The 13153-nt window shown below is 59.5% G+C and carries 13 protein-coding genes; 5 read left to right on the top strand and 8 right to left on the bottom strand.

Annotation, left to right across the window (positions count from 1 at the left end):
- The first annotated feature begins 123 nt into the window (after nt 1-123).
- Nucleotides 124-1068: a hypothetical protein gene (locus tag DW349_RS06850; protein WP_157954276.1), complete on the top strand. Its 945-nt coding sequence runs from the start codon at nt 124-126 to the stop codon at nt 1066-1068.
- Here the strand turns inward: DW349_RS06850 and DW349_RS06845 are convergent, their stop codons facing one another.
- On the bottom strand, nt 1069-1956 hold the full coding sequence (locus tag DW349_RS06845; RefSeq protein ID WP_108124677.1) for a LysR family transcriptional regulator: 888 nt from the start codon (nt 1954-1956) through the stop codon (nt 1069-1071). It lies immediately after the preceding gene.
- Nucleotides 1957-2081: 125 nt separating this feature from the next.
- On the opposite strand from DW349_RS06845, the gene DW349_RS06840 reads away from it, so the two are divergent.
- Nucleotides 2082-3185, top strand: coding sequence for a citrate/2-methylcitrate synthase (locus tag DW349_RS06840; protein WP_108124678.1), 1104 nt, complete (start codon nt 2082-2084; stop codon nt 3183-3185).
- Nucleotides 3186-3201: 16 nt separating this feature from the next.
- Here the strand turns inward: DW349_RS06840 and DW349_RS06835 are convergent, their stop codons facing one another.
- From DW349_RS06835 to DW349_RS06805, 7 genes are read right to left on the bottom strand one after another with little or no spacing between them, the layout of a single operon-like run.
- Complete coding sequence (locus tag DW349_RS06835) at nt 3202-4089, bottom strand: DMT family transporter (RefSeq protein WP_108124679.1); 888 nt, start codon at nt 4087-4089, stop codon at nt 3202-3204.
- A 45-nt stretch (nt 4090-4134) separates the two neighbouring features.
- Nucleotides 4135-4545 carry a phosphoribosyl-AMP cyclohydrolase gene (gene hisI, locus DW349_RS06830; protein ID WP_108124680.1) on the bottom strand — a complete coding sequence of 137 codons (411 nt, stop codon included), beginning with the start codon at nt 4543-4545 and terminating at the stop codon, nt 4135-4137.
- 22 nt (nt 4546-4567) lie between these two features.
- Nucleotides 4568-5704, bottom strand: a complete 1137-nt coding sequence (locus tag DW349_RS06825) for a hypothetical protein (protein WP_108124681.1) — start codon at nt 5702-5704, stop codon at nt 4568-4570.
- A complete protein-coding gene (locus tag DW349_RS06820; protein WP_108124682.1) occupies nt 5697-6386 on the bottom strand; it encodes an ABC transporter ATP-binding protein in 690 nt (229 codons plus the stop codon). Before DW349_RS06820 ends, DW349_RS06825 begins: the two co-directional genes overlap by 8 nt.
- Nucleotides 6387-6398: 12 nt before the next feature.
- The gene (locus DW349_RS06815) at nt 6399-7649 is read right to left on the bottom strand and encodes an ABC transporter permease (protein WP_108124683.1); all 1251 of its coding nucleotides are present in this window, start codon (nt 7647-7649) and stop codon (nt 6399-6401) included.
- Nucleotides 7646-8875: an ABC transporter permease gene (locus tag DW349_RS06810; RefSeq protein WP_232819287.1), complete on the bottom strand. Its 1230-nt coding sequence runs from the start codon at nt 8873-8875 to the stop codon at nt 7646-7648. The genes DW349_RS06815 and DW349_RS06810 overlap by 4 nt, the downstream gene beginning before the upstream one ends.
- A 19-nt stretch (nt 8876-8894) precedes the next feature.
- Entirely contained in the window at nt 8895-9632 is a 738-nt protein-coding gene (locus tag DW349_RS06805; RefSeq protein WP_108124685.1) for an outer membrane lipoprotein-sorting protein, read from the bottom strand.
- Nucleotides 9633-9790: 158 nt separating this feature from the next.
- On the opposite strand from DW349_RS06805, the gene lnt reads away from it, so the two are divergent.
- The 3 genes from lnt (at nt 9791) to DW349_RS06790 (ending at nt 13152) form a co-directional block, all read left to right on the top strand.
- A complete protein-coding gene (gene lnt / locus DW349_RS06800) occupies nt 9791-11332 on the top strand; it encodes an apolipoprotein N-acyltransferase (RefSeq protein ID WP_108124686.1) in 1542 nt (513 codons plus the stop codon).
- A 325-nt stretch (nt 11333-11657) separates the two neighbouring features.
- Nucleotides 11658-12461: an ABC transporter ATP-binding protein gene (locus DW349_RS06795; protein ID WP_108124687.1), complete on the top strand. Its 804-nt coding sequence runs from the start codon at nt 11658-11660 to the stop codon at nt 12459-12461.
- Entirely contained in the window at nt 12448-13152 is a 705-nt protein-coding gene (locus DW349_RS06790; RefSeq protein WP_108124688.1) for an ABC transporter ATP-binding protein, read from the top strand. The genes DW349_RS06795 and DW349_RS06790 overlap by 14 nt, the downstream gene beginning before the upstream one ends.
- Nucleotide 13153: the final 1 nt, after the last annotated feature.

Raw genomic sequence — 13153 nt, 5'->3', positions numbered from 1 at the left:
CTTGGCAAAGCGGTGAAAACGATGGCCGCAAAATACTGGTTATATATACAGTATTCAAGCAAAAATACGGACGTCGCACCCAGGCCCGCCGTTCGGTGTACAAGACGCCCATCGGCAGGCATAGTGGCGCCTTCGCTGGTGTACCCGAACCCTGTTCCGATGCCCGTTATCGCCTTTATCCAAAAATGGGGCCTGACTGCCCTGCTGCTGCTCGGCCTGCCGTTTTTGTTTATGGAAGGCCCGCTCAGCCGCGACATCGCGCTCGACCGCGCGCTTTGGGATTTGGGCCATATCGTCTATTTCGCCATCGCCATCGTGGCGCTGCGCAACCGGCTCGACATGCGCACCTGGCCGCACTGGCTGGCGATCAGTCTGGCGGTGTTCATCCTCAGCATCATGCTCGAATACCTGGGCTACGACGTCGGCCACCAGCAGGATTGGAGCGATATCGAACGCAATCTGATCGGCGCCTGGCTGGGCATTTTCTGGCTGAATCAGGCCGGGCCTCAGGTGTGGACCGGCCGTGTCATCGCCACCGGACTGTTTGCGCATCAGGTCAGTCTGGTCATCGTGGCGGCGCTGACGTTGTATCGGGTCAGTGCGCAATTACCGATGCTCGGCAACTTTGAACACGACTACCAACTGGACTGGTGGCAAGGCCCGGTATCGCTCAGTCAAGGCAAGGCCTGGGAAGGCAAACGCAGCCTGGCGATTGATCTGGAACCCGAGGATTATCAAGGCGCGCAACTGAACACCCTGCCCGCCGACTGGCGCGATTATCAGCGCCTGACCATGTCGATCTACAACCCGCATCTAACGCCGTTGACGCTGACCGTGCGCATCAACGACCGCGACAGCCTCGACAGCAACGTGCCATTCGGCCAGCGCTTCAGCGAAAGTTTTGTCATCGAGTTTGGTTGGAATCTGGTGCAGGTGCCGTTGCGCGGCCAGACCGACGCCAGCCAGCAACCGCTGCTGGATTTGGCGAACGTCGCTCAGCTGGAAATCTTCGCCGTCGATCTGAAACGGCCGCGCCGCATTCTGCTCGATCAATTGCGGCTGGACTGATCACTCCGTCCGCGCCAACCGCTGGCGACACAGCTCAATAAAGTCGCGCGCCAGTGCCGAAGGGTCGCGATCACGCCGGTGATACAAGCCGACTTGACGCTCAATGCGGGCAAAATCGAACTCACGCAGCGCGCGGAAATGCCGGATGCGCGGTAACTGCCGCGCCATCTCGGTACTGAGATAACCCACCGCCAGGCCCCGATCAATCAAGTCCAGCCGCACGTTCAGACTGCTGATCTGCCAGATCATGCGGAAACGGTCGCGCAGTTTGTCCTGATACGGCCGCTGGTCCGGTTCGTCGAGCGACGACACCACCAGCGGAATGCGTTCGATGTCGGCCAGCGACATCTTCGGCCGGTGCAACGGGTGCGTCGGGCTGATCATCAACAGCCGTTCTTCTTCGTACAGCGGCCAGCATTCGAAGCGGTCCATGCGCGTCTGAAACGGCCCCAGCCCCAGTTCCAACTCGCCACTCAACACCGCCGCGACAATGGCGCGTGACGGCTGTTCGACCAAACGCACCCGCGCTTCCGGCCAGCGCCCGGCAAAGGCGGCGATTAAATCGGCCCCGGCAAAGCGGTTAGTGGTGCTGTCGATGCTGACGCTCAATTGCTGGTCGCGGCCGTGCGCCAGCCGTTCCAGGTCGGCCAGCAGCGAATGCTCACGCTGCAACTGATCGTCGATGTAGCGGTACAGCCGCCGCCCCGCGCGGGTTAAACGAATGGGCCGGTCGCGCACAATCAGCGCCTGATCGAGCTTGCCTTCGAGTTGTTTGATCGCCTGGCTGACCGCCGACTGGCTCAGGTGCAAGTCGGTCGCGGCGGCGCGAAAACCGCCAAAACGCGCCACGGCGTGGAAGATGCGCACTTCGCTGCTTTCCAGTCTCATGCCTGCCTCACACAAACGTCATGATAAGAAAAACTAATCATCACTTTATAAAGTTTAATTAGATTAACAACCTGCCCGGCCCTTTAATAGCGCGCATCAAAACCCCCGAGTCTTAGGAGTCTGTGATGAGCAGCGAGATCAATGCCGGTTTGGAAGGCGTCATCGTCGGTCAGACGGTGCTGTCGAACGTCGAAGGTGACATCGGTCGTCTGACCTATCGTGGCGAACCGATTGAAGAACTGGTGAAACGCGATTTCCCCGCCGTCGTCGTCTGGTTGATGGGCGGCGAATGGATCAGCGCGGACGCCTGCCGCGAGCTGGATTTGTGGCTCGCCGGCGAAGCCGAACTGGGCGCTATTGAAAACCGCGTACTGGAACAACTGTCGCGCGACACACACCCGATGACCGTGCTGCAAGCGCTGATGCCGCTGTACAGCGATGCGCCGCATCACAGCGCGCCAAGCTGGCTGAACCCGGACTGGGTGCCGGGCCTGGTATTGGGCGCACGACTCAACGCCACCGTTCGCGTCTGGCACAACCTGGGCACTCAAGGCACGGTGTTTGCGCTGCCCGACGGCCTCGGCTTTTTGGAAAAACTGCTTTACGGCATCAACCGCAACGCGCCGTCAGCCGAAGCGCTGCAAGCCTTGAACACCACCCAGATTCTGCAACTCGATCACAGCTACAACGCCGGCACCTTTGCCGGTCGCGTGGTCGCCAGCACTCAGGCGCGTCTGGCGGCAAGCCTGGCCGGCAGCCTGGGCGCCTTATCTGGCCCGTTGCACGGCGGTGCCGACGAAGCGGCGGTGATGATGGCGCTGGAAATCGGCTCGGCCGACAAAGCCGATGCCTGGGTGCGCGACGCCATGAGCAAGAAGATCAAGATCATGGGCATGGGCCATCGCGAGTACAAAGCGCTCGACCCGCGCGCCGCCATCTTAAAACCCATGGCGCGCAAGTTCTGCGCGGGCACCGAATGGGAAGGTTTGATGGAAACGCTGGTGGAGGTTGAAGACAGCTGTCAGGCGGTGTTCGCCGACAAAGGCAAGGAAATCTACGCCAATCTGGAATTCTACAAAGGCGCGGTCTATCTGGCGTTGGGCATTCCGGAGCGTTATTTCACGGCGCTGTTTGCTGCCAGCCGCGTATTCGGCTGGGTGTCGCACTACCAGGAATTCAATCAGGACCCGCGTCTGATTCGTCCGCGCGCCGAATACGTCGGCCGCTAACAACAGGCGCCGGTCGTTAAACGGCCGGCGCTTTCGGTTTGCGCAAGCGAATCAAACGCGTGGTAATGGCCGTACCCAACAGCGTAATCGCCATGCCCACCCAAACCTGCACGCTCAGCACTTCTCCGAGAATCAAATAGCCCCAGGCCAACGCACTGACCGGCACTAAAAAGGTCACGGTAGAGGTTGCCGTCGCGCCAGCACTGGCGAGCAACTGGAAATAAAAGAAGAACGCGAGCGCAGTGCTGAACACCGCCAACGCCAGCACATTGCCCCAGGCGATTGCCGATGGCGCGCTGTCCGGCCACAGCAAGACGCCCGGAATCAACAGAATCAACGCCGACATCAAGGTCGAACCGCTGGCAACCACCTGCGCCGGCAGATGCGCCAATTGCGCCTTGGAGAAATTCCCGGCGATGCCGTAACTGAAAGTCGCAGCCAAAGCCGCGACAATGGCCCAGCCATCGCCGCCGGCCGAGAAATCGAGCCGATTCGCCGACAGCACGTACACCCCGACAAAGGCAATCGCCAGGCCCAGATACTGCTGGCGCTGCACCGGCGTGGCGAACAAGGCGGCACCAATCAAGGCGGTAAACAGCGGTGTGGTGGCGTTGATCAACGACGTAAAACCGGCTTCCAGACTGAGCGTCGCCCAGGCCAGCAGACTGAACGGAACCACATGATTAGTGATCGACAACACCGCCAGACGCCCGGCGTATTGCACAAAGAGTTCGCGGTTACGACGACGGCTCAAAATCGGCAACAACACCAATGCCGCCACGCCCATGCGCACAAAAATCAACGCAACCGGACCAAACTCCGGCGCCGCCACGCGCATAAACAAAAACGACACGCCCCACAACGTGGACAGCAACAACAGCCGACCGGCATCAATGGCAGACATCTGAACTCCAACTCCGCGCAATGCGCGGTACAACGATGACGAGGATCAGCGACCCGAAGCGGGGTCGGTGAGGATGCGAGCGCCGTTGGCACTCAAGGACACATAAAAACAATCGCGGCGGTCGGTATGGCACGCCGGGCCTTGCTGATCGACCAGCAACAGCACCGCATCACCGTCGCAATCCAACCGCATTTCACACAGCCGCTGCCGATGCCCGGACGATTCGCCCTTGCGCCAATAGGTCTGGCGTGAGCGCGACCAGTAACAGACCTGGCCGGTTTGCAGGGTCTCGATAATGGAATCGCGGTTCATCCAGGCCAGCATCAGCACTTCGCCGCTGTCGTGCTGCTGGGCGATGGCTGGCACTAAGCCCGCCTCGTTGAATTGAATCTGATCCAGCACCTCGGTCAGCGACAATTCGGTACCGGCCGGTGCGGCTTCCCACTGTTTAAACATGAACCCATCCAAAAAACGGTGACTAGAAAACGGTGGACCAGTTTACTGAAAACACCGTCGGATACACTCCGAATTCTGTGCTGTTATTCGAGTCCACTTTTTTTCGTTCAAACGGAAACGACAGCGCCAGCGTCAGTTCGGTGTTGTCGCCCAGGCTGCGCACCAGGCTGGCGGTGTTCAGCTCCGAGCCGTCAATCAGGTTGTAATCCGTGCCGAGCTGAAACTGATACAAAGCGCCCAACGAACCCACCACCTGCGTCGAGGCATAATGCTGCGCCAGCGGCAGCACCAGACCGCTGCGATAAAAAGCGCTGTCGGACAAACCGTCGTAATCGTCACTGTCGTCGGCGCCCAGGCCGTTAAAGTGATATTCAAATTGCAGATAAATATCGCGCCAGATCAGATGATCGGCACCGACCGTCAGCCGCAAGCCGTCTTCGTTGTCGTCAGTCAGCCAAGCCGTTTCCTGCCACACCCCGAACAGACCAAGCGAGCCTTGCGCGCCAACCCCGTAAAGCTGCTGTTCCCGGTTCAACGTCAGCGCCGTCAGTTCCAGCGAGGTAGCACCAACCTGGCTGTAGCCGCGCGCAAACAACAGTTCGTCGTCGCCAAACACCCAACCCAAATCGACTTCGCTGACCACACCGGCGGGTATCAACCAACGCACGGCATCGACACCGGGGCGGTAGCGTCGCTCGGTCGCACGCAAGCCAGCCGGTTGCACCACATCGACCGGCGAGAAACGTTTCGCCAGGCCAAAGCCAATCGCCTGGCGGCCGAGTGTGATGTCGCCCACCGGGCTGTACCACTGGCCGTAGAGTCGATCCAGGTTTTGGTAGAGCGCGATGTCGTCGTCTTCGATTAACGCCGCATCGAGATCGGCCAGACGGAAATCAGCCGTGGTCGGTTCGGTGTCGGTCGCGCTGCCAGCCAGAAACGCGCGTTGTTCCAGACCGTATTGCACACCGAATTCGAACGGCCCTTGCGGGTACCAGATGGTGTTAAAGCGAGCTTCAAGATGCTGCACGCTGGCGTCTTCTGATTCGGGCAGCCATTGCTGATCAAAGCCCGCGCCGACATCCAACCAGACTTCGTTATCGGCCAGTGCCGACAGCGGTAACAGACACAACAGCGTGACGGAACGAACACCATTAATCACGCCGTTCCTCCCGTTCAACAACGCCGTCACGCAGATAAATCAGCCGCCGCGCACGCTCCATAATTTTCGGATCGTGCGTGGAAAACACAAAGGTCATGCCCTGGTTGCGGTTCAGATCGACCATCATGTCGAGCAAGTCCATGCCGGTTTGCGAATCCAGATTCGCAGTCGGCTCGTCAGCCAGAATAATGTCCGGCTGACTGACCATGGCGCGCGCCACGGCGACTCGCTGTTGTTGCCCGCCGGAGAGTTGCGCCGGGCGGCGGTCTTCGCGTCCGGCCAGCCCGACCTGCTCCAACATGGCCGCCACGCGTTGCCGACGTTCATCGGTTTTCACGCCTTGCAGCAGCATGATGTATTCGCAGTTTTCCGCTGCGCTCAACACCGGAATCAAGTTGTAGGCCTGGAAAATAAAACCGATGTGGTCGCGGCGAAAATCCGACAATTGCCGACCGCTGTAACTGGAAATCGGCTGGCCCGCCAAATGCACGTCGCCGGCACTGGGTCGGTCGAGACCGCCGAGCAATTGCAGCAAGGTCGATTTACCCGAACCAGACGGCCCGACAATGGCGGTAAATTCGCCCGCCTCGATGCGCAAATCCACCGCGTCCAGCGCTTTCACCAGAGTATCGCCGCTGCCGTAATGCCGACTCAAACCGACCGTTTCGATCACTACCGTCATGGAAAACTCCTTTTATAAACTTTTGTGCAAAGCCGTCGCCGGCACGATGCGCGCCGCGTGTGCCGCCGGGTACAAACACGCCACCAGCGTCAACGCCAACACCCACAGGGGTAAGGTAATTAAATGGCTGGCGGTGATGCCCGGCCGAATCATTTCGTTCAGCGCCACACCGGCCACTTCCATACCGCCGTAATCGATGCCGACGTGCGCCACCCACAGCGTAATCACCACGCCCAACACCAAGCCGACAATAATGGCGCCAATCCCCAGTAACAGACCTTCGGCCAGAATCAGCGCGAATAATTTTCGCCGTCGCGTGCCGATGGCGAGCAACACGCCGAACTCCCAAGTGCGTTCATAAATCGACATGAATAAACCGTTGATCACACCCAGAGCCGACAACACAAATAAAATGACGCCGACAATAATTGTCGAGACATTGGTCATCGCCAACATGCCGGATAATTGCGGCATCAATTGCGGCCAGCCTTCGGCAACGCGGTCGTCGTTGCTCAATTGCGCAAAGAGCGGTAAATCGGCCTGACCGGCCAGCGAGGCTTCGGTCAGATTAAACGCGACCTCGTGCACACTGTTGCCGATGCCCAACATCTGTTGCGCGCGCGGTAATAAAATAAAGACGGAATTTTCATCGAATTCGCGGGCGTCGAAACGGAACACGCCGGACACGCGAAACAGTTGTTGTTCGGCGGTCTGGTCGCGTTGATTGTGCAACGACAACACCAGCCGGTCGCCCAGTTCCACTTCCAATAAATCGGCCAGGCGTTCGCCGATTAATATCTGCGTTTCGTCGCCGTCGTCGTTCAAATACTGGCCCGCAACAATCACGCTTTCGAGTTTCGATACCCGCGCTTCGCGTGCGGCGTTAATGCCGGTTACCTGCACCGCCCGGTTGTTAGCCGAACTCGACACCATACCGAGCGCCAGCGCGCGCGGCGTCGCGGCTTCCACCAGCGTTTGCTGATCGAGTTGTTGCAGTATTTCGTCCGGCTGTTGCAGCGTCAGCGCTTCATCGCGGGCGTCGAGATAACCGCGTTGATGCACTTGCGCATCGCCGCCGTACAGACGCGTGGCCGAGCGCACCAGGGTGTCGCCCATCGCCGCAATCACGCCATCGGTCAATACCAGCGCCGCCAGACTGAGGCTGATGATCATCGCCGTCAGCGCCGTGCGGCGGCGGTTGCGCGCTAAGTTTCGCAGGGCGAGTTTCCAGGTCGTAATAAAGGTTGTGATAAAGGTCGTCATAACTTTCGCATCGCCTCCACCGGCACCAGTTTCGCCGCGCGCCAGGCCGGCCAGAGCGCAACAAACAAGGTGGCGACAATCACCAGCAGCGCCGGTTGCGCAAACACAAAGAGCGACATCTGCCCGACATAACGAGTGAACACCAGACCAGAAAATTCGATCGGTTCGATCTCCAATCCAACCCAGGTGAACCAGGCGTTGATCGGCAAAATAATCAGCATCGCGACGACGCAGGCGATCAACGCCAGCAACAGGGCTTCAAGCAGAATCAAGCGGAACAATCGGCCCGGCGCAGTGCCAATGGCTTTCAACACACCGAACTCGCCCGTGCGTTCCATCACCGACATCAAGATGGTGTTCAGCACGCCCACGCACACCAGAAACACCAGAATCAACATCGTCACCTGGCCGCCCGATTTATCGGCCTGCATGGTGCGATAAAAATCGGCCGCCACCACTTGCCAGGATGTGGCTTCCACCTCCGCCGCCGGCCAATGCGCTTGCGTCCATTCGTTCAGTCGCGTTGCCAGTTGCGGCGCGCGGCGATAATCGCTGCCCAACACGATAATTCGGTGCACCTTGCCGGGCATGGCGTAAAACAACTGCGCCGCCTGCAACGGCAAATAGACGCGCCGCGCTTCAACGCTGTCACCGGAACCGACAATGGCGGTGATGCGATACAAATCGTTCGCCAGTGAACCGTCGGCGCCTTGCGACACCAACACCAGTTCGCCGCCGACATCGAGCTTTAATTGACGCGCCACGGTAACGCCGATCATCGCCGGGAAATAACCATCGGCATCGGGCGCGGCGGTGAAATAATCGCCGCGTGAAATCTTGTCGGTCAGATACGACAACGCCGCTTCGCGTTGCGGATCAATGCCCAACACTTCGACCGGAAAACTCTGTGTTTCGCCGTAAGCCAGCGCGCTGCTTTCGATGCGCGGCGTTACTGCGACGACGCCGTTTTGCTGGCTCAGTTCGTCAAGGTCGGCATTGGTCAGCGCCAGGCTGTCGTACAGGCGCGGCGTTTCGACGTAGCCGGTCGCGGTAATCTGCACATGGCCGGTGGTGTCGCGGGTGTAGGTACCGAGCATCTGGTCGTAACTGCCTTCGGTGACCGACAGTTGCAGCACCATCAAGGCATAACCACCGCCAAGGCTGAGCAGCGTGAGCAAGGTACGGCGGCGATTGCGCAACACATTGCGCAGCGCCAGTTTGAGCATCAGCACAGACGCGCCTCCATTAATTACGACGCCGCAAATTTTGCAGCGTAAAAAAGTCGGTGGTCAGGTCGGTGTCGAATTCGAGTTGCTGATAATTCACTTCGGTGTACTGGTCGTCTTTATTCAGCGGCGTTAATCGCATGGTGGCGGGCAATTCGGTGCCGTTGAAATCGGTGATGTCGGAGAACGTCATCACGCGCATTTCGCGGCCGTCTTCGTCGAAATAACGTTGCTCGATGGGCAGTAAATTGTCTTTGCGAATGCTCAGCGTCATGCCGCCCCAAACGGTGACGGTGTTTTCGAAGGGCGTCAGTTGCAGCTCGTAAGTGGTGTCGGTTTCGCTGAGCGTGACGGCGTATTCTTCGGTCCAGGAGGTTTCGCGCATCAGGTCGTCGTTGGTGAAATCCGATCCCATCCAGGAACCCATCATCATCGACGGCGGCACCTTTACCACCTTGTTGATCTTGGGCAAAAAGTTCCACATATCGGCGTCGCGCTTGAGCGTGGCGACGCCACGTTCACGCACGGGTTCGAGCACTTTGACCAGCGCGAAATCCAACCCCAGCGACCAGCTTTCCAGTTGCATGGTGCGTTCGTAATCGGGCGTGACCACCGTCATCGACATCACCGCGTGCGCGGAATTCTGTTGGTAGAGCGTGTCCATGCGTTGCAGCAGTTCGTCGGCGCTCGGCGAGGTTTCAGCCCAGGCGGGCAAACCCATGGCCAGCAGGATCAAGGTCGCTAATAAGCCTTTCATTGCAAATCCCTGTTCGGTTAACCGGCGGCCAGCCTAGCACGCGTTGACGCGCAATTTAATGACCGATCTCAAGCCCCGGCCAAGCGCACTGTATCGACTTTAAAACGCCATGCGCTCAGGGCATGATGCGGGCTTCGTTCAGCGGTTGAGGAGCCGCCATGCCGTTTGCCCCTGTTACCGCTGCACTGCATCGCCTTTCCGACCGTCCGCGGCTGCTATTGCTGATCGCCTTGTTGCTGGGTTTGTTGTTGCCGCTGTCGCTGGCGCCGTTTTATCTGTGGCCGCTGGCCTGGGTCAGTCTGGCGGGGTTTTTCTGGCTGGCGCATCAGGCGCACAGTGGACGGCAGGCGTTCTGGCTGGGTTTGAGTTTTGGCGCCGGCATGTTCGGGCTGGGTATTTCCTGGGTGTTCGCTTCGATGCGCACCGTCGAGACCGGGGTGTTTTTATCGCTGTTGCTGACCACCGGGTTCTGCTTCGGCTTTGCGTTGTTGTCGGCCATTCAGGCCTGGCTTTATCAGCGCTTTTTGAAACCGCGCGCCTGGGCGTTAACGCTGGCCGCGCCCATGCTGTGGGTGTTGTTCGAGTGGCTGCGGTCCTGGCTGTTCACCGGCATGCCGTGGCTGCTGATCGGTTATTCGCAAACCAGCACCTGGCTTGGGCAGTTGTCGGCGTTGGTCAGCGTGTATGGCATCAGCTTGCTGCTGGCGCTCGGTGCGGCTCAGTTGGCGCGGGTGTTAGTCCAGGGCGCACCGGCCCGTGCGGGTGTTATCGCGGCGGCGGTGTTGACGTTGGTCGGTTATATCGCCGGAGCCTTGTTACCGGCCGACCGCTGGACCGAACCGAGCGATCGCATTCTGGCCGTGGCGGTGCAATCGAACATCGCCCAGCGCGACAAATGGCGCGCCGCCCAACTGCGGCCGACGCTCGATTTTTACGCCCAACAGGCACGCACTCAGATCGAAGCCGATTTGATGATCTGGCCGGAAGCGGCGCTCACTGCACGGCCGGATCGGCTGGCTACCTACTTAAGCCAGTTGGATGCGCTGGGCCTAGACCGCCAGCAGGGCATTATTACCGGCATCATCACCAGCGAAGACGGCCGCTTCTTTAACAGTCTGTTGGGGTTCGGCACGGCCTCGGGCGAATACCGCAAACAGCATCTGGTGCCGTTTGGCGAATACCTGCCGTTTGAGGCGCAACTGCGCGGCCTGATCAGTTTCTTCAGCATTCCGATGTCAACCATGTCTCCGGCGCAAACCGCGCAAGGCACCATGCCCTGGAGTTATCGCGGCGTGACCCGCCAACTGGCGCCGGTCATCTGTTACGAAGCGGCCTACCCCGGTTTGGTGCGCAAGCTGGCGCGCGATTCGGATTTGCTGGTGATGGTCAGCAACGACGCCTGGTTTGGCGATTCGCTGGCGCCGCACCAGCATTTGCAGATTACCCGGATGCGCGCCATCGAAAACGGTCGCGACCTGGTGCGCGCCACTCAAAACGGCATTTCGGCGTTGATCGACGCGCGCGGCCGGGTGTTGCAGCGCAGCGCCCAGTTTGAAGTGGCGACGGTTACCGGCGAGGTCGAATTGCGCACCGGCCGCACGCCCTATCAGCGCTGGGGCGGGCCGCTCTGGTTGTTGCTGCCACTGGCGTTGCTCGCGGTGTGCTTAAGCCGACCGGTGCGCCCCGCCACAGCCGATTGACTTTTTAACCGCGCCAGGCCCGCCACAACGGCCTGGCGCGTTCATTTCCCGGCCTGAACCGTGTAGAATCGCCCGGATTTTGAGCGGCGGTTCACAAACCCCACCAAAACACTCACAAGAGACGCACGGCCTGGCCGAAGCGTCCGGCGTCCTCACTGGCGCATCACGATCACTGTCTCGAGCGTGTCTTTCCCGTTGGGCCTTGCCCGGCCGGTTTTGCTGTTGGGCAAAATCACCGACCGACCTGCGGCTCAGCACCATGCACGCCAATCCAGACGGCCAGTTGCCGCAGAGCGACGGCCAACCCAAAAATGCGGGAGGGTTAATGAGTTCCATCATTGACGTCAGCGGAGTGTCGAAAGCCTTCGGCGCGCTGCAAGTCATCAACGACTGTTCAATCAGCGTTGAGAAAGGCTCCATCACCGGGCTGATCGGCCCCAATGGCGCCGGTAAATCCACGTTGTTCAATTTGATTGCTGGCACCTTTCCGGTCGACAGCGGTCGCATCACGCTGGACGGCGAAGACATCACCAACCTGCCGTCGCAGCAATTGTTCGGCAAAGGCCTGTTGCGGACTTTCCAGATTGCCCAGGAATTCAGTCATCTGAGCGCTCTGGAAAACCTGATGATGGTGCCGCCGGCACAACCGGGCGAAAACATCTTCAACACCTGGTTCCGCCCTGGCTTAGTGGCCGCGCGCGAAGCCGAGGTGCGCCAGAAAGCCATTGATGTGATCGACTTTATTGGCCTCAGCCACGTGCGCAACGAACTGGCGGGCAACTTGTCGGGCGGCCAGAAAAAGCTGCTCGAACTGGGCCGCACCATGATGGTCGATGCCAAGGTCGTGCTGCTCGACGAAATCGCCGCCGGCGTAAACCGCACGTTGTTGAAAGATCTGGTGCGCAACATCCAGCGACTGAATAAAGAACTGGGTTATTCCTTCCTGGTGATCGAGCACGACATGGACATGATTGCCGAACTGTGCGACCCGGTGATCGTGCTGGCGCAAGGCAGCGTGATGGTCGAAGGCACCATCGAAGAAATTCAGAACAACCCCGCCGTCATCGAAGCCTATTTCGGCAGCGACCCGACCGAGCCCGCAACCGGAGCGTCCAATGGCCCTGCTTGAAACCAACAATATCTTCGCCGGCTACGGCGGCATGAACATCTTGAACGGCGTCAACATGAGCATCGAGCAGGATGAAATTGGCGTCATCGTCGGCCCCAACGGCGCCGGCAAATCGACCACGCTGAAAGCCATTTTCGGCCTGCTCAACATCAGCGAAGGCAACATCACCCTGCGCGGTGACGACATCACCAACAACGCGCCCGACGCGCTGGTGCGCAAAGGCATGGCGTTCGTGCCGCAGGAACACAATGTGTTCGTCAGCCTGAGCGTGGAAGAAAACCTGGAAATGGGCGCCTTCACGCGCAAAGACGATTACAGCTACATGCTCGAACGCGTCTACTCCTTCTTCCCGGACTTAAAAGACAAACGCCGCCAACCGGCCGGTGAACTTTCTGGCGGCCAACGTCAGATGGTTGCCATGGGCCGCGCGCTGATGGTCGAACCCAGCTTGCTGTTGCTGGACGAACCGACCGCCGGATTGTCGCCGCTGTACATGAACGAAATTTTCGAGCGTGTTGTGGCCGTGAACAAAAGCGGTGTCGGTGTGCTGATGGTGGAACAAAACGCCAAGCAGGCACTGCGCATTGCGCACAAGGGGTTCGTATTGGCCGCCGGCCAGAACCGTTACACAGACACCGGCGCCAATTTGCTCGCCGACCCGGAAGTGGCGAAAAGCTTCCTGGGTGGTTGAG

The organism is Saccharospirillum mangrovi, assembly GCF_003367315.1.
In the GTDB taxonomy this organism is placed as follows: Bacteria; Pseudomonadota; Gammaproteobacteria; order Pseudomonadales; family Natronospirillaceae; genus Saccharospirillum; species Saccharospirillum mangrovi.
This window is presented reverse-complemented; position numbering and strand designations above follow the sequence as displayed.

Excerpts from the sequence above, each read along its gene's own strand:
- DW349_RS06840 (WP_108124678.1), top strand. The coding sequence starts at position 2,082 with ATGAGCAGCGAGATCAATGCCGGTTTGGAAGGCGTCATCGTCGGTCAG.
- DW349_RS06795 (WP_108124687.1), top strand. The coding sequence starts at position 11,658 with ATGAGTTCCATCATTGACGTCAGCGGAGTGTCGAAAGCCTTCGGCGCG.
- DW349_RS06845 (WP_108124677.1), bottom strand. The coding sequence starts at position 1,956 with ATGAGACTGGAAAGCAGCGAAGTGCGCATCTTCCACGCCGTGGCGCGT.
- DW349_RS06805 (WP_108124685.1), bottom strand. The coding sequence starts at position 9,632 with ATGAAAGGCTTATTAGCGACCTTGATCCTGCTGGCCATGGGTTTGCCC.
- DW349_RS06810 (WP_232819287.1), bottom strand. The coding sequence starts at position 8,875 with ATGCTCAAACTGGCGCTGCGCAATGTGTTGCGCAATCGCCGCCGTACC.
- DW349_RS06790 (WP_108124688.1), top strand. The coding sequence starts at position 12,448 with ATGGCCCTGCTTGAAACCAACAATATCTTCGCCGGCTACGGCGGCATG.
- DW349_RS06815 (WP_108124683.1), bottom strand. The coding sequence starts at position 7,649 with ATGACGACCTTTATCACAACCTTTATTACGACCTGGAAACTCGCCCTG.
- hisI (WP_108124680.1), bottom strand. The coding sequence starts at position 4,545 with ATGTTTAAACAGTGGGAAGCCGCACCGGCCGGTACCGAATTGTCGCTG.
- DW349_RS06820 (WP_108124682.1), bottom strand. The coding sequence starts at position 6,386 with ATGACGGTAGTGATCGAAACGGTCGGTTTGAGTCGGCATTACGGCAGC.
- lnt (WP_108124686.1), top strand. The coding sequence starts at position 9,791 with ATGCCGTTTGCCCCTGTTACCGCTGCACTGCATCGCCTTTCCGACCGT.
- DW349_RS06835 (WP_108124679.1), bottom strand. The coding sequence starts at position 4,089 with ATGTCTGCCATTGATGCCGGTCGGCTGTTGTTGCTGTCCACGTTGTGG.